This window comes from Cellulomonas soli, assembly GCF_052036975.1.
GTDB classification, from domain to species: Bacteria; Actinomycetota; Actinomycetes; order Actinomycetales; family Cellulomonadaceae; genus Cellulomonas; species Cellulomonas soli_A.
In genome coordinates this window covers 19,859-35,567 of the sequence record NZ_JBQIAR010000014.1, presented here as the reverse complement: position 1 = coordinate 35,567, position 15,709 = coordinate 19,859, and the positions used below count along the sequence as shown (strand labels likewise).

At 73.5% G+C, this 15,709-nt stretch carries 13 protein-coding genes; 10 read left to right on the top strand and 3 right to left on the bottom strand.

The genetic code is table 11. From position 1 onward, the window contains the following. Positions 1-14: 14 nt before the first annotated feature. The 6 genes from ACTHAM_RS14085 (at position 15) to ACTHAM_RS14060 (ending at position 9,033) form a co-directional block, all read left to right on the top strand. Positions 15-1,955 (top strand): ABC transporter substrate-binding protein, encoded by a 1,941-nt coding sequence (locus tag ACTHAM_RS14085; protein WP_440688528.1) that lies wholly within the window; start codon positions 15-17, stop codon positions 1,953-1,955. A 185-nt stretch (positions 1,956-2,140) separates the two neighbouring features. Beyond that, positions 2,141-4,069 (top strand): translational GTPase TypA, encoded by a 1,929-nt coding sequence (typA, locus tag ACTHAM_RS14080; RefSeq protein WP_440688526.1) that lies wholly within the window; start codon positions 2,141-2,143, stop codon positions 4,067-4,069. A gap of 11 nt (positions 4,070-4,080) precedes the next feature. After that, entirely contained in the window at positions 4,081-5,106 is a 1,026-nt protein-coding gene (locus ACTHAM_RS14075; RefSeq protein ID WP_440688524.1) for a PIG-L family deacetylase, read from the top strand. Between the two features lie 4 nt (positions 5,107-5,110). Further along, positions 5,111-5,551, top strand: a complete 441-nt coding sequence (locus tag ACTHAM_RS14070) for a hypothetical protein (RefSeq protein WP_440688522.1) — start codon at positions 5,111-5,113, stop codon at positions 5,549-5,551. Next, on the top strand, positions 5,548-6,048 hold the full coding sequence (locus tag ACTHAM_RS14065; RefSeq protein WP_440688520.1) for a flavin reductase family protein: 501 nt from the start codon (positions 5,548-5,550) through the stop codon (positions 6,046-6,048). The genes ACTHAM_RS14070 and ACTHAM_RS14065 overlap by 4 nt, the downstream gene beginning before the upstream one ends. Positions 6,049-6,174: 126 nt before the next feature. Next, entirely contained in the window at positions 6,175-9,033 is a 2,859-nt protein-coding gene (locus tag ACTHAM_RS14060) for a VanW family protein (protein WP_440688518.1), read from the top strand. 46 nt (positions 9,034-9,079) lie between these two features. Here ACTHAM_RS14060 and ACTHAM_RS14055 read toward each other — a convergent pair whose 3' ends face one another. Further along, the gene (locus tag ACTHAM_RS14055; RefSeq protein WP_440688516.1) at positions 9,080-9,376 is read right to left on the bottom strand and encodes a hypothetical protein; all 297 of its coding nucleotides are present in this window, start codon (positions 9,374-9,376) and stop codon (positions 9,080-9,082) included. A 111-nt stretch (positions 9,377-9,487) separates the two neighbouring features. Here ACTHAM_RS14055 and fdxA point away from each other — a divergent pair, with 111 nt between their 5' ends. From fdxA to ACTHAM_RS14040, 3 genes are all read left to right on the top strand, one after another. Continuing rightward, entirely contained in the window at positions 9,488-9,814 is a 327-nt protein-coding gene (gene fdxA / locus ACTHAM_RS14050; RefSeq protein ID WP_146953845.1) for a ferredoxin, read from the top strand. A gap of 9 nt (positions 9,815-9,823) precedes the next feature. Beyond that, on the top strand, positions 9,824-10,975 hold the full coding sequence (gene dapC, locus ACTHAM_RS14045) for a succinyldiaminopimelate transaminase (protein ID WP_440688514.1): 1,152 nt from the start codon (positions 9,824-9,826) through the stop codon (positions 10,973-10,975). A gap of 252 nt (positions 10,976-11,227) precedes the next feature. After that, entirely contained in the window at positions 11,228-12,526 is a 1,299-nt protein-coding gene (locus ACTHAM_RS14040) for a citrate synthase (protein ID WP_440688512.1), read from the top strand. Between the two features lie 33 nt (positions 12,527-12,559). On the opposite strand, the gene ACTHAM_RS14035 is transcribed toward ACTHAM_RS14040, so the two are convergent. Next, on the bottom strand, positions 12,560-13,453 hold the full coding sequence (locus ACTHAM_RS14035; protein WP_440688510.1) for a hypothetical protein: 894 nt from the start codon (positions 13,451-13,453) through the stop codon (positions 12,560-12,562). Between the two features lie 25 nt (positions 13,454-13,478). Continuing rightward, positions 13,479-14,474 carry a 2,3,4,5-tetrahydropyridine-2,6-dicarboxylate N-succinyltransferase gene (gene dapD / locus ACTHAM_RS14030; RefSeq protein ID WP_440688508.1) on the bottom strand — a complete coding sequence of 332 codons (996 nt, stop codon included), beginning with the start codon at positions 14,472-14,474 and terminating at the stop codon, positions 13,479-13,481. A gap of 117 nt (positions 14,475-14,591) precedes the next feature. Between dapD and dapE the strand changes: the two genes are divergently transcribed. Beyond that, positions 14,592-15,686: a succinyl-diaminopimelate desuccinylase gene (dapE, locus tag ACTHAM_RS14025; protein ID WP_440688506.1), complete on the top strand. Its 1,095-nt coding sequence runs from the start codon at positions 14,592-14,594 to the stop codon at positions 15,684-15,686. The last annotated feature ends 23 nt before the right edge of the window (positions 15,687-15,709 follow it).

Genomic DNA, 15,709 nt, shown 5'->3' with positions numbered 1-15,709 from the left:
TGTAGTCTCGCCCCATGACGAGTGCGCAGACCGGACGTTTCGGGCGGTACGGGGCGTTCCGTCGGGGTGCTGCGTGGGTGTCCGGTGGGCTGCTCGTGCTCACCGGACTGGCTGCGTGCACGCAGGAGGACCCCGGTCCGACGGAGCCGGACGCCGTGGTGGTCACCACCTCGGCGCCGTTCCTGTCGCTCAACGGCGCGCTCCCCGACGGTTCGTCGCAGGGCAGCCGACTGGTGCGCGGTGCGGTGCAGGAGCGGCTGACCCGGCTGGACGTGGCCGGTGAGCTGGTCACGAACACCGCGCTGGGTACCGTCGAGAAGATCGCCGACGCCCCGCTGACCGTGCGGTACACGATCGCCGAGGACGCGGTCTGGTCGGACGGTGTGCCGATCACGGCGGACGACCTGCTGCTGGAGTGGGCCGCCCGCAGCGGTCGGTTCGACGAGGTGGGCACCGAGCCGACCGACGCCGCTGAGCAGGATGCCGCAGGCGAGACCCCGGCTGCCGACCCCTCGGCCACGGCGTCGGACGTCCCGGCCGCCGACGTCGTCCGCTTCGGCGCGACCTCGGCTGCGCTCGTGCACGCCGAGACGTTCCCGGTGGTGGACGGCCGGACGTTCACGCTGGTCTACGACACTCCCGTGGCCGACTGGCGCACCGCGCTCGACATCGGGCTGCCCGCCCACGTGGTGGGTCGGCTGGCCCTCGCCGATGCCGCCGGTCAGGGCACCCCGTCGCCGTCCGCCTCCACTCCTGCCGCGTCGCCCGCGGCCTCGAGCGCGCCCTCGTCGTCCGAGTCGCCCCTGGCCACCGACACCGCGACGGACTGGGCGGCCGCCGTGCGCGCCGCGTTGCAGACCGGCGACCGGACGAGCCTGATCGCCGTCGCAGACGTGTGGCGCACGGGTTTCGACGCCGAGCAGCTGGCCGCCGACCCCACCCGTGCGGTGAGCAACGGCGCCTACGTCATCGGTGCGGTCGTGGGCGGTGAGCAGGTCGAGCTGCTCCGCAACGACCGGTACCCGGGTGAGCCGGCCCCGTACGAGCGGATCGTGGTGCGCACCGACCTCGACCAGCTCTCCCAGGTCGACGGCCTGGAAGGCGGTGACGTCGACGCGATGGCCACGGTCGCGCAGGCGGACCTGCTCGACGCGTTGGCCGACGTGGAGGGTGCGGACGTGGTGACCGGCGCAGGTCGGGTGCTGCAGCTGGTCACGCAGGTGGCGGGCGGCGGCGTGTTCGACGCAGCCACGTACGGCGGCGACGCCGCGCAGGCCCAGGCGGTGCGGCGAGCGTTCCTGGCCACGGTGCCGCGCGAGCAGATCGCCCAGGACCTCGCGGCGTTGCACACCGGGGCCGAGGTGAGCGACTGCGTCCTGCCCGCGCTCGGTGCCCAGGCGCCGGCCGGCACGGCCACCGCGGTGCCGGGTGGGTCGGCCACGGCGACCCCCGCGACGGCGGGGCCCGCCGAGGTGCGGCTCCTGGTCGTGGCGGGGGCCGCGCAGCAGGACTCGATGGTGCAGCACATCGTGGCGGAGGCCGCGACCGCCGGGTTCGACGTGCAGGTGGTCGAGGCGGACGACCCGGCCGCGATCGCCTGGCGGGAGCCGGCCGCCTGGGACGTGGCGCTGGTGCCCGCCGGGCAGTCGGACGTGCCGGTGTCCGCCGTGGTCGACACGTGGCGCACCGGGGGTGCGGTGAACCTCGCGGGTCTGTCCGACGCGACGCTGGACCAGGTCCTGGACGGCGCTGCTGCGCAGCCCGACCCGGAGGCCGCCGCGCAGGGCCTGCAGGCGGCCTCGGCTCGGCTTCTCGAGCTGGGTGTCGTGCTGCCGCTCGTCCAGGGACCGGGGCTGACGGCGAGCGCCCCGGACGCGGCGATCGAGCCGATCGTGCCCCTCGACGCGGGCGCGGCCGATCTGACCGACTGGTGGGACTGGGCCCGCGCGCAGTAGGCCGGGTCCGGTGGGCCGGGCGCCCCGTCCGGGGGTCGGGGACGGGGTGCGGCCCGGTGCGGGGACGCAGAACGTGAGCGACGTCGCGCACGCCGCCGGTCGTGCCGCGCCGCGTCACGGGTAGAATCGATCGGCGCTCGACGTCGTCGCGCCTCCTTCACCCTCCCCAGGAATCGAGTCCTGACATGTCTGTGCCTCCTGGCACCAGCGTCCGCTCCGATCTGCGCAACGTCGCGATCGTCGCCCACGTCGACCACGGCAAGACGACCCTGGTGGACGCCATGCTCTGGCAGTCCGGCGCGTTCGGCGAGCACGCGCACGTCGACGAGCGCGCGATGGACTCCGGCGACCTGGAGCGGGAGAAGGGCATCACGATCCTCGCCAAGAACACCGCGGTCCGGTACTCCGGTCCGGCGGCGGCCGAGGTGGGCGAGCCCGGCGGCATCACCATCAACGTCATCGACACCCCGGGTCACGCCGACTTCGGTGGCGAGGTCGAGCGTGGGCTGTCGATGGTGGACGGCGTCGTGCTGCTGGTCGACGCGTCCGAGGGTCCGCTGCCGCAGACCCGCTTCGTGCTGCGCAAGGCGCTGGCCGCCAAGCTGCCGGTGATCCTGGTGGTCAACAAGGTCGACCGTCCGGACGCGCGCATCAGCGAGGTCGTGCACGAGGCGACGGACCTGCTGCTGGGTCTGGCCTCCGACCTGCACGAGGACGTGCCGGACCTGGACCTCGACGCGATCCTCGACGTGCCCGTCGTGTACGCCGCGGCCAAGGTCGGCCGCGCCTCGCTCGAGCAGCCTGCCGACGGTGGCCTGCCGGACAGCCCGGACCTCGAGCCGCTGTTCAAGACCATCCTGGAGAAGATCCCGGCCCCGACGTTCGACCCCGAGGCGCCGCTGCAGGCGCACGTGACGAACCTCGACGCCTCGCCGTTCCTGGGCCGTCTGGCGCTGCTGCGCATCTTCAACGGCACCCTGCGCAAGGGGCAGACCGTGGCCTGGGCGCGTCACGACGGCACGATGTCGAACGTCCGCATCACCGAGCTGCTGGAGACGAAGGCCCTCGAGCGTGTCCCCACGGACGAGGCGGGCCCCGGTGACATCGTCGCCGTCGCGGGGATCGAGAACATCACCATCGGTGAGACGCTGACCGACCCCGACGACCCGCGGCCGCTGCCGCTGATCACGGTCGACGACCCGGCGATCTCGATGACCATCGGCATCAACACCTCGCCCCTGGCCGGCAAGGGCGGCAAGGGCCACAAGGTCACCGCCCGCCAGGTCAAGGACCGCCTCGACAAGGAGCTCGTCGGCAACGTCTCGCTGCGGGTGGTGCCCACCGAGCGTCCCGACGCCTGGGAGGTGCAGGGCCGTGGTGAGCTCGCGCTGGCGATCCTCGTCGAGCAGATGCGTCGTGAGGGCTTCGAGCTGACGGTCGGCAAGCCGCAGGTCGTCACCAAGAAGGTCGACGGCCACGTGCACGAGCCGGTCGAGCGCATGACGATCGACGTGCCCGAGGAGTACCTCGGTGCCGTCACGCAGCTGCTCGCGCAGCGCAAGGGCCGCATGGAGACCATGTCGAACCACGGCACCGGCTGGGTCCGCATGGAGTTCCTGGTCCCGGCGCGCGGCCTGATCGGCTTCCGCACCCGGTTCCTGACCGACACGCGCGGCACGGGCATCGCCTCGTCCATCGCCGAGGGCTACGAGCCGTGGGCCGGCGCCATCGAGACCCGCGTCAACGGCTCGCTGGTCGCGGACCGTGCCGGCGTCGTGACCCCGTTCGCGATGATCAACCTGCAGGAGCGCGGCTCGTTCTTCGTCGACCCCACGCAGGAGGTGTACGAGGGCATGATCGTGGGCGAGAACTCCCGCAACGAGGACATGGACGTCAACATCACCAAGGAGAAGAAGCTCACCAACATGCGCTCCTCCACGGCGGACAACTTCGAGAACCTGGTGCCGCCGCGTCACCTCACGCTCGAGGAGTCCCTGGAGTTCGCGCGCGAGGACGAGTGCGTCGAGGTGACGCCGGAGATCGTGCGGATCCGCAAGGTCGTGCTCGACCAGACGGAGCGCGCGCGCATCACCGCACGGACCAAGCGCGCCTGACGGGCGCACCTGTGGACTCGTCGACCGGGGCGCCCCGGCCGGTACCGCCGGTCGGGGGGCTGCTGGCCGTGCACGCGCACCCGGACGACGAGACGCTGGCCACCGGTGCGATCCTGGCGACCTGGGCGGCGGCCGGGCGACCCGTGACGGTGGTGACCTGCACCCGCGGAGAGCGCGGCGAGGTCATCGGTCCCGAGCTGGCGCACCTGGAAGGCAACCCGCGCGAGCTCGCCGCGCACCGCAGCGGCGAGCTCGCGGCTGCGCTGCGGGCGTTGGGTGTGCAGGACCACGTCTTCCTGGACACGGTCGCCGACGGTGCGGCCTCGGGGGAGCGGTTCGAGGACTCCGGCATGGAGTGGGTCGACACCGGTCGGGCCGGAACGGCTGCCCACGTGCCGCCGCACGCCTTCGTCGCCACGCACCTCGGCGACGTCGCGCGGCGGTTGGCCCGCGTGCTGCGCGCGCGTCGACCTGAGGTCGTCGTGACGTACGAACCGGGTGGCGGCTACGGGCACCCGGACCACGTGCGCGCGCACGAGATCACCGTGCGGGCCGTGGCACTGGCGGCGTCGGAGTCCGACGCCGAGCACCCCCCGCACGTCGTCCCGGTGGTGCTGTGGGCCGCGCACGACGAGTCGGCGCTGCGGGCGGCGTACGCCGCACTGGCCGGTGAGTGCGTCGAGGGCGTCCTCGCACCGGGCGAGGCAGACCTTCGACGGCCTGACCCCGAGGGTCCACTGCCGTCCGTGGCCGTCCCGGCGGGCTGGATCGACCTCACGGTCGACGTGGTACCGGTGCGCCCCCGACAGCTCGCCGCGTTGCGTGCGCACGCGACCCAGGTGACCGCGGTGCACGCGGTCGACGGCGAGCCCGCACTGGTGGGGTGCTACGCGCTCAGCAACCAGGTGCTGGCACCGCTGCTGCCCGCCGAGGGCTACCGCTGCGGCCTGGCCTACGGCCGCCCGGCGCCCGAGTCCTGGCTCGGGTCGGCGGCGTTGGGCGTCACCTGGCCCGACGGTGTGCGCCCGGTAGCCTGACGCCGTGAACCCCCTGTCCGCCGGCACCCTCGGCAAGGCCGCCGGTGCGTTCGTCCTCGGCCTGCTGGTCGGCACCCTCGGCACCGTCATGCACCGCTGGTCGTGGCCGTGGGGTGTCGTGCTGTGCCTCGTGCTCGTGCTCGTGGCCGGGGTCACCGTGCGGGCCTGGGGTGGCGCCGTGCCGGTGGTCGGGTATGCGGGCGGTCTCTTCCTGGCGGTGCAGGTGCTGGCGCAGCGCGGTCCGGGCGGTGACGTGCTGGTCCCCGCGGGCGACTCCCACGGCTGGGTCTGGATCGTGGGTGCGGCGGTGGCGGTCGCGGCCGTGGCTGTGGTCCCTCGGCGCGCGTTCGACGACACCCCCTTGCCCCCGCGGCGGGTCCGGGGTGCAGCCGAGCAGCAGCCGGGCAGCGTCCCGGATGCGCCGCCGAGCGAACCTCGCCCATGACCGAGGTCGCGCCGGTCGACCCTGACCACTTCCGCCGGGTCGTCGCCAGGCTGCCCTCCGGAGTCGCGGTCGTCACGGTGCGGTGGCGCGGGCATGTGCACGCCATGACGGCCAGCGCGGTCGCCTCCGTCTCGCTCGAACCGCCCTTGCTGCTCTTCTGCGTACACGTCGACTCCCGGTTCCGTGAGGCGCTCGACGACGTCGACACGTGGGCACTCAGCGTGCTTGCGGACGACGGTGCGCCCGTCGCCGACTGGTTGGCCTCGCCCGGCCGGCCGGCCGTGGACCAGCTCGCGCGGGTCGCGCACCGTGCCGCACCGCTCTCGGGGGCCGTGTGGGTCGACGGAGCCGCGGCATGGTTCGACTGCCGCACCGCCGCGGTGCACCGGGCCGGGGACCACGACATCGTGGTCGGGTCGGTGCTGGCGGCGCAGGAGGGGGCTGCTGCGGTCGGCGGGCTCGTGCACCTGCGGGGTCGGCTGCGCCCTCTGCGCTGATCCTCGGCGGCCCCGTCCGGGGCGTCCGGCTCCGGGCCTCAGGTCGCAGTTCCGCATCGGTCGCGCCACGTAGACTCACGCCGCGCAGGACTACGCGCAGCATGCCGAGGATCCGCAGGGGAGACGATGACCGACGGCACCGGACCGGACGAGCACGACGACGCCGTTCCGGCGAGCACCACCCCTCCGAGCGCACCGCGCGTCACGCCGCGCGAGCAGACGGACGAGCAGCCGGACGGTGGCGCGTCGAGCCTCGCCGAGGACGTGCAGCCCGAGGAGGAGGCGACGGCCGAGGACGCCACGGCCGGCGAGACCGTCGAGGAGGTCGTCGACGACGTCTCCACCGACCGGACTGTTGAGGGCGAGCCGCAGGAGGCGGCGACCGGCGGCTCCGAGGCACAGGATGTGCCGGGCGGTGACGCAGGATCGGCCGCGGCGGAGGCCACGACCGACGAGGAAGCACCCGCTGACGAACCCGTCCTGGTCGACGAGGAAGCACCGGCTGACGAACCCGTCCTGGTCGACGAGGTGGCACCGGCCGACGAGGACTCGCCGCACGTCGGCGACGAGCCCGCGGAGGATGACGCGCCGACTGCCGATGTGCCCGCCGAGCAGGGCGAAGCCCCGACCCCGGTCGAGACGGCGTCGCCCGATGGTGCCGACGAGTCGCCGGCTGACGTGGAGCCCGTGCCGCAGGACGGGCCGGAGCTCGTCGCCGCGCCGACGGCCGAGGCCGAGTCGGAGGCTGTCGCCGAGCCGGAGCCGGAGACTGAGACTGAGCCGGAGCCGGAGCCGGAGCCGGAGCCGGAGCCGGAGCCCGAGGCCAAGTCCGAGCCGGAGCCCGCGCCTGAGACCGGGACCCAGGCGGAGCCGGAGAGCGACGACGAGCTGGACTCCGCGCCCGAGGTGAGCGCGAAGAGCGACCCCACCCCGCAGGCAGTGCCCTCGGTTCCCGAGCCGACGACACCCGCCGCGCCTGCCGGTGCGGCGGCCGCCGTGTCGTCGTGGGCGCCTCTGGCGGCGGCGCTGCGGGCCCACGCGCTCGAGGAGGATGCGCCCGCGCCGTACACGCCGACGGGTGCCTCGGCCCCGCAGGAGGCACCGGTCGCGCCGGGAGGGGTCGCTGACACCCCGGTCGCGCCGGGCATCACCGCCCCCGCGGCTCCTGCGCCGGTCGCCGCGCCCCCGGCGCCCGCATCCCCGACGCCCGCACCCTCGGCGTCGGCGCCCGCGGCACCAGTGCCCACGACGACGGATCCGGGCCAAGGATCGCCCCTGGACGTCTTCGAGGACGCGCCGACGGTCCGTCGCTGGCCCCGCCGTCTGCTCGTGACGCTGGGCGTCGTGCTCGTCCTGTGCGGGCTCTACGTCGGGGCGTCGTACGCGCTGGCCGACCGGGTTCCCCGTGGAGCGACGGTCGCCGGTGTCGACATCGGTGGCCTGTCGGCCGATGCGGCCGTGGCGCGCCTGGAGGAGGGGCTCGACGGGACGGTCACCGAGCCGATCGCGGTCGTGGCGAACGACGTGCAGGCCGAGCTCGAGCCGGCTGCCGCCGGTCTGACGTTCGACCCGCGGGCGACCGTCGACGCGCTGACTGGCCTCGACCTGGCGCGCCCGTCCACGCTGTGGGACCACCTGGTCGGTGTCGGTGCGCGCACCCCGGTGACGCAGGTCGACGAGGACGCACTCACGTCGGCCATCACGTCGCTGACGACCTCGCTGTCCCTGGCGCCGGTGGACGGTGCGATCGTCTTCGCGGACGGCGCGCCGCACGCGACGGACGCGGTCGACGGCTGGGAGGTCGACGTCCCGGCCGCTGCGCAGACGGTGCGGGAGACGTGGTTGGTCGGCGAGCGGCCGTTGTCGCTGCCCACCGTCGCGGTCGAGCCTGCGATCACGCAGGAGGCCACCGACGAGGCGTTGTCCGACGCCCGTGCGGTGACGGCGGCGCCGGTGGGCGTGACGGTGGCGGACCGCATGGCGACGCTGTCGCCGGAGGTCCTGGCGGCAGCTGCCTCGTACGTCCCGGACGACGGCGAGCTCGTGCTGACGATGGATGGCGAGGCGCTGGAGTCGGAGGTGCTGGGGCAGCTGCCCGATCTGCTGACCGAGGCCTCGGACGCGCACTTCGAGTTCCAGGCCGACGCACCGGTGATCGTGCCGGGTGTCCCGGGGACGGCGCTGGACCCCGCTGCCCTGGCGACCTCGGTGGCGCAGGCCGTGCACGCGGACGTCCGCACCGCTGCCGTCGAGCTCGTCGAGAGCGACCCGGCCGAGTCGACGGCCGAGCTGGAGGCGCTGGGCATCAAGGAGATCGTCTCGGAGTTCTCCACGCCGCTGACGGCCGAGCAGCGTCGCACGGTGAACATCGCCAACGGTGCGAGCAAGATCTCCGGCACGTTGGTGCGCCCCGACGAGACGTTCAGCCTGACGGAGGCGCTGGGGCCGATCGACGCGGAGCACGGGTTCGTGCAGGCCGGTGCGATCGTCAGCGGTGAGCATGTCGACGCGTGGGGTGGCGGTCTGTCGCAGATCTCGACGACGACCTACAACGCGGCCTACTTCGCGGGGTTCGAGGATGTCGAGCACCAGCCGCACAGCGAGTGGTTCACGCGCTACCCCGAGGGGCGCGAGTCGACCCTGTTCACCGGCGTCATCGACCTGAAGTGGAAGAACAACACGCCGTACGGTGCGCTGGTCCAGGCGTGGGTGGCCGACGGGCGCGTGTACGTGCGCATCTGGGGGACGAAGCACTGGACGGTCGAGTCGGAGACGAGCGGCCGGTCTGGCGTGGTCGCGCCCACGACCGTGTACTCCCAGTCGCCGACGTGCGCGGCGGCGAACGCAGGCAACCCGGGCTTCACCGTGACGGTCACCCGGCGCACGTACCTCGGCGGTGTGCTGCAGGAGACGGACGCGAACACCTGGCGGTACAAGCCGCAGAACAAGGTGGTCTGCGGGCCGGCCCCGACGCCGACCCCCTAGCGCGTCGCCCGCCGCCGGGTCCGTGGGGCGCGGTGGCGGGCGAGCCTCAGTCGGTCTCGTCCGCCTCGGGCCGGGGTCGGCGCACCCGGGCGGGCGGCACGATCTTGCCCAGGGCGATGTCGGCGCCGTCCACGTGGACCTCGCCGTGCCGGGTCCGCACCAGCACACCGGCGTCGTCGACGGCCAGCAGGTCGCCCAGGACGTCGGTGTAGTGCGGTTCGCCGTGGCGGTCGATCGGTGTGCCGTTCTCGTCGCGTCGGAGGCGGCGGACGACCACCCGGACGCCGGGTGCCCAGCCGCGCCACGGTTCTTCTGGCGGACGGCTCGTCGACGGTGTGCTCACCTGGGGGATACTAGGAGTCCCCGTGCGGACGACCCAGCCCGCACGGCTTCACGACCGATGCCGCATCCCGCGGCCGACGGCCGAGACGACCCGGCCAGTGGAGGACGCACCGTGACGTATGTGATCGCCGAGCCCTGCGTGGACGTCAAGGACAAGGCGTGCATCGAGGAATGTCCCGTGGACTGCATCTACGAGGGCAAGCGGTCGCTGTACATCCACCCGGACGAGTGCGTGGACTGCGGTGCCTGCGAGCCGGTCTGCCCGGTCGAGGCGATCTACTACGAGGACGACGTCCCCGAGCAGTGGAGCGAGTACTACAAGGCGAACGTCGAGTTCTTCGACGACCTCGGCTCGCCCGGTGGTGCGGCGAAGATGGGTCAGATCGACAAGGATCACCCGGTGATCGCCACGCTGCCGTTGCGCGTGCACGGCGACTGACGCCGGGGGATGGGTCTGTCGACCGGCACGCTGCCGGACTTCCCGTGGGACACGCTCGTGCCGTTCGCGGAGCGGGCCAGGGCCCACCCGGGCGGCATCGTCGACCTGTCGGTGGGCACGCCGGTGGACCCGACCCCTGCGCTGGTGCGCGACGCCCTGGCGGCGGCAGCGGACTCGCCGGGTTACCCGACGACGCACGGCACGCCGGCGCTGCGGCAGGCGGTGGTCGACTGGTTCGCCCGTCGCCGTGGCGTGCCCGGGCTGGATCCTGCTGCCGTGCTGCCGACGCTCGGGTCGAAGGAGCTCGTGGCGCTGCTGCCGTCGTTGCTCGGCCTGGGTGCAGGCGACGTGGTGCTGCACCCGGCGACCGCGTACCCGACGTACGACGTGGGGGCCCGGCTGGCCGGTGCGACGCCGGAGCCTTGCGACGACGTCGAGGCGCGGCTCGCGGACGCGCGTGGTGACGTGCGACTGGTATGGCTGAACTCCCCGGGCAACCCGGACGGGCGGGTGCTGGGCGTCGACGCCTTGGCGGCGATCGTCGATGCGGCGCGGGCGGCTGCAGCGCGCGACGGGCGACCGGTGGTCGTGGTCGGTGACGAGTGCTACGCCGAGCTGCCGTGGGACGAACCGTGGGTCGCCCAGGGCGTCCCGAGCGTGCTGGACCCGCGGGTGACGGGTGGTGACCTGACCGGGTTGCTGGCCGTGTACTCGCTGTCGAAGCGCTCGAACCTGGCCGGTTACCGGGCGGCGTTCGCCGCGGGTGACCCGGCCCTGGTGGCCGGGCTGCTGGAGACGCGCAAGCACGCGGGGATGATCGTGCCGGGGCCGGTGCAGGCGGCGATGACCGTTGCGCTGGCTGATGACGGGCACGTCGAGGAGCAGCGGGCGCGGTACGGCCGACGTCGGGCGGCGCTGCGTACGGCGTTCGAGGGCGCGGGGTACGCGGTCGACGGCTCGCACGCGGGGCTGTACCTGTGGGTGCGGCCCGAGGGTGCGCCGCAGGACTGCTGGGCGACGGTGGCAGATCTGGCGGGTCAGGGCATCCTGGTCGCGCCGGGCTCGTTCTACGGGGCCGCGGCGGCCGGGCACGTGCGGGTCGCCCTCACGGCGAGCGATGACCGGGTGGCCGAGGCGGCCGCCCGGCTTGGTGGGGCGTGAGTGACGGGTGAGGCCCGTGGGGCGTCACGCGGGCGTCGGGAACGGGTGATCGGCACGACGCCGAGCAGTGTTGTGATGCTGGTCACACCAGGACGCTGGTCCTGCTGGACGTTGGTCACGACGCGCTAGGCGCAGGTACCGTCAGGTCAGGCCGACGGGGGTCGCAGCATGGCGCCCCGCAGGCCCATGAGGCAGCGACGCACAGGGGTCCGGGGGACACCCGGCCCTGGGGGCGTCCGAGGAAGGGAACCCATGTCGGAGGCCGTCACCGCTCCTGTCCAGCTCATCGTCGACGGGCAGTCGCGCGACCTCCCGGTGGTCACCGCGACCGAGGGCAACGACGGCATCGTCGTCTCGACGCTCCTGCGCGACACAGGCCTGGTCACGGTCGACCCCGGGTTCATGAACACGGCGTCCTGCGAGTCGAAGATCACCTACATCGACGGCGACGCGGGCATCCTGCGCTACCGCGGCTACCCGATCGACCAGCTCGCCGAGCACGCCCGGTTCCTCGAGGTCGCGTACCTGCTGATCCACGGCGAGCTGCCGACGGTCGCCGAGCTGTCGGCGTTCGAGGAGCGCGTGAACCGGCACACGTTGGTGCACGAGGACTTCCGCACGTTCATGGGGACGTTCCCGCGCAACGCACACCCGATGGCCGTGATGTCCTCGGCCATCAACGCCCTGTCGACGTTCTACCCCGAGTCCCTCGACCCGTTCGACCCGGAGACCGTCGAGCTGGCCACCGTGCTGATCCTGGCCAAGACCCGCACGATCACCTCGTACGTGCACCGCTCGGCCAAGGGTGAGCCGCTGCTGTACCCGGACTACTCGCGCGGGTACGTCGAGGACTTCCTGCGCATGACGTTCGCGGTGCCGTACCAGCAGTACGAGCCCGACCCGGTCGTGGTGCGCGCGCTCGACCAGCTGCTGATCCTGCACGCCGACCACGAGCAGAACTGCTCGACGTCGACCGTGCGCATCGTCGGCTCGTCGCACGCGAACCTCTACGCGTCCGTCGCCGCCGGCATCAACGCACTCTCGGGCCCGCTGCACGGCGGGGCCAACGAGGCCGTCCTGACGATGCTCGGGGAGATCAAGGCCAACGGCGGTGACGCCACCGACTTCATGCGCCGCGTGAAGGCCAAGGAGGCCGGCGTCCGGCTCATGGGCTTCGGCCACCGTGTCTACAAGAACTACGACCCGCGCGCGGCCATCGTGAAGAACAGCGCGCACGCCGTGCTCGAGGCGCTGGGCCAGAACGACGAGCTGCTGGACATCGCGATGCGCCTGGAGGAGATCGCGCTGTCCGACGACTACTTCATCTCGCGCAAGCTGTACCCGAACGTCGACTTCTACACCGGCCTGATCTACAAGGCGATGGGCTTCAGCCCCACCATGTTCACGCCGCTGTTCGCGCTGGGTCGCATGCCCGGCTGGATCGCCCAGTGGCGCGAGATGATCACCGACCCGCAGACCAAGATCGGCCGCCCGCGGCAGGTGTACACCGGCGAGGTCGAGCGCGACTGGGTGGAGCGCACGGCGCGCTGACGCGCCGGGCCGCCCTCGGCCCGGTCGAACGGGTCAGCCCGCGAGCGTGATCCGCACGGTGCCCGACGTCGCCGGGGTCTCGGTCGGCACCCACGTGGTGGCGTCGCGCACCCACGTGCGGTCGCCCACGGTGACCTCGTCGGCGCCGAGCGGACCGGCCAGCGCCACGGCCCAGTGGCCCACGGCCCAGGCGAGCCGCTCGCCCTCCGCACCCAGCGGGTCCACGTGCACCACGACCTGCGCAGGCACGTCGGCCGACGCGGGCGTGACCTCGGTCGGCAGCTCGCCGAGGTCACGGGTGATCCGGGCCAGCACGGTGTCCGTCCCCACGGGTTCGACGGCCCCCACGGTGCAGGTCAGGGCTGCGGGGGACCACCCGGTGAGCGCCGAGGCGAACGCCCTCGCCCGGCCCTCGTGCTGGGCGTACGCGTCGGGGTAGCCCGAACGTTGCACGGCCTGCGCCGCCGCGGTGATCTCGAGCTGCTCGTAGCCGTCCACACCCACGAGGCCGTCGTAGAACCTGCCGGTGGCGTACACCGGGTCCTGCACCTGCTCGACGGTGCCCCACCCCTGCGACGGGCGCTGCTGGAACAGGCCCAGTGAGTCGCGGTCGCCGTAGTCGACGTTGACGAGCTTCGACTCCTGCAGCGCCGTGGCCAGGGCGATCGTCACCGCGCGGGCGGGAAGGGTGCGGCGCACCGCGACCGCGGCGATCAGCGCGGCGTTGTCGGACTGCTCCAGGTCGAGCGACCACGAGCCGTCGACGGTGGCCACGCACTGCGTCAGGACCGGTTCGTGCGCCGCCGTGCGGTCCAGCACGACGACGACCCCGGTGACCGCGAGCGCCAGTGCGGCGACCGTGCCGAGCAGACCGGCGCCCGCGCGGGCCGCACGGGTGCGGGCGTGGTGTCGGCGGGCGCGGGTCACGGTGCCTGCTGCGGGCCGGCCGGGGTCAGTTGGCGTGCAGCGCGGCGTTGAGCTGGACCCCGGCGCCGGTGCGGGCGACGGCCTCGACGCCACCGGTCAGGGAGTTGCGGCGGAACAGCACGCCGTTGGCCCCGGCGAGCACGCGCGCCTTGACGACCTGCGTGCCGCTCGGGTCGGTGGGTGCGTCGTCGACCCGGAAACCCACGAGCGTCACCTTGGTACCGGCAGTGACGTAGAGGCCCGCCTCGACCACGCAGTCGTCGCCGAGCGGGATGCCCAGACCGGCGTTGGCGCCCAGCAGGCTGCGCCGCCCGATGGACACGACCTCGCGGCCACCACCGGACAGGGTGCCCATGATCGAGGCGCCGCCCCCGATGTCCGAGCCGTCGCCGACGACGACGCCCGCGGAGATGCGGCCCTCGACCATGGACGTGCCGAGGGTGCCGGCGTTGAAGTTCACGAACCCCTCGTGCATGACGGTGGTGCCAGGTGCCAGGTGCGCACCCAGCCGGACGCGGTCCGCGTCGGCGATCCGCACACCGGTGGGGACGACGTAGTCGACCATGCGGGGGAACTTGTCGACGCCCAGCACGGTGACGGGTGTGCCGGTCGCGGCACGCAGCCGCAGGCGGGTCGCCTCGAACCCCTCGACGGCGCACGGGCCACGGTCGGTCCACACGACGTTGGGGAGCGCGGCGAAGATGCCGTCCAGGTTCTGCCCGTGCGGGGCGACCAGGCGGTGCGAGAGCAGGTGCAGGCGGAGGTAGGCGTCCGCGGTGCCGGCCGGCGGGGCGTCCAGGTCGATGACGGTGCGCACGAGCTCGACGCGCACCCCACGGGCGGCGTCGAGGTGTGCCGCCGCGGCGAGCTCGGCAGGTGGCACGTCCTGGTCGGTGGGCGCCCCGAGCTGCGGTGCGGGGTACCACACGTCGAGCGTGGTGCCCGCGGCCGCAGCACCGGCCCCTTCCCCGGCCGTGGTCACCGTCGCGAGGCCGTCCGCCCATGCCCACCGTGCAGTCATGGCGGCCAGCCTAGGTCAGCCGGGTGCGGGCGCCCGGGAGCGTCCGGGACACGGGCGCCGCGCGCCGGCTCCCGGCCGGCGGCCCCGAGCACCCGGCGTCGCACTAAGGTCGGTCGCGTGACGCACACCCAGCCCCTGGACCTGGCCACCGACCTGGTGACGCTCACCCGTGCACTGTGCGACGTGCCGTCGGTCAGCGGCGCGGAGACGGCGCTGGCGGACGCCGTCGAGGTGGCGCTGCGCGGGTACCCGCACCTGGAGGTGCTGCGCGACGGCGACGCGGTGGTGGCCCGCACGCACGCCGGGCGGGCGACCCGGGTGGTGGTGGCCGGGCACCTGGACACGGTGCCGGTGGCGGACAACCTGCCGACCCGGTTGGTCGGCGAGGGGCAGCACGCCGAGCTGTGGGGGCGCGGCACGGTCGACATGAAGGCCGGGGTGGCGGTCCAGCTCGCGCTCGCCGCCGAGCTGGCCGAACCTTCGCGTGACGTCACGTGGGTGTTCTACGACCACGAGGAGGTCGACGCCTCCCTCAACGGCCTGGGTCGGGTGGCCCGCCACCATCCTGAGTGGCTGGCCTCCGACTTCGCGGTGCTGTGCGAGCCCACGGCGGCCGGTCTCGAGGGCGGGTGCAACGGGACGCTGCGCGTCGAGGTGCGGTTGCAGGGCGTCGCGGCGCACTCGGCGCGCGCGTGGATGGGCCGCAACGCGGTGCACGCCGCCGGTGAGGTGCTGCGTCGTCTCGAGGCGTACGAGCCGGCCGACGTCGAGGTCGACGGGCTGGTGTACCGCGAGGGCCTCAACGCGGTGCTGATCGCGGGGGGCACGGCCACCAACGTGATCCCGGAGTCCTGCGTGGTGACGGTCAACTACCGGTTCGCCCCGGACAAGAGCGTCGAGCAGGCCCTCGCGCACGTCCGCGCGGTGCTCGACGGGTTCGACGTGGTCCTCACGGACTCCGCGCCGGGCGCCCGGCCCGGGTTGGACGCCCCCCTCGCGCAGGACTTCGCCGCCGCGGTGCTGGCGACCACCGGCTCTGCCCCGACGGCCAAGCTGGGCTGGACGGACGTGTCCCGGTTCTCGGCGCTGGGCACACCGGCCGTGAACTTCGGACCGGGCGACCCGACGCTCGCGCACAAGAGCGACGAGCGGTGCCCCGTGCACCAGATCACCGCGACGCACGCGGCGCTGCGCGCCTGGCTCACAGCCTGAGCAGCACCGGGACCACCTAGAGT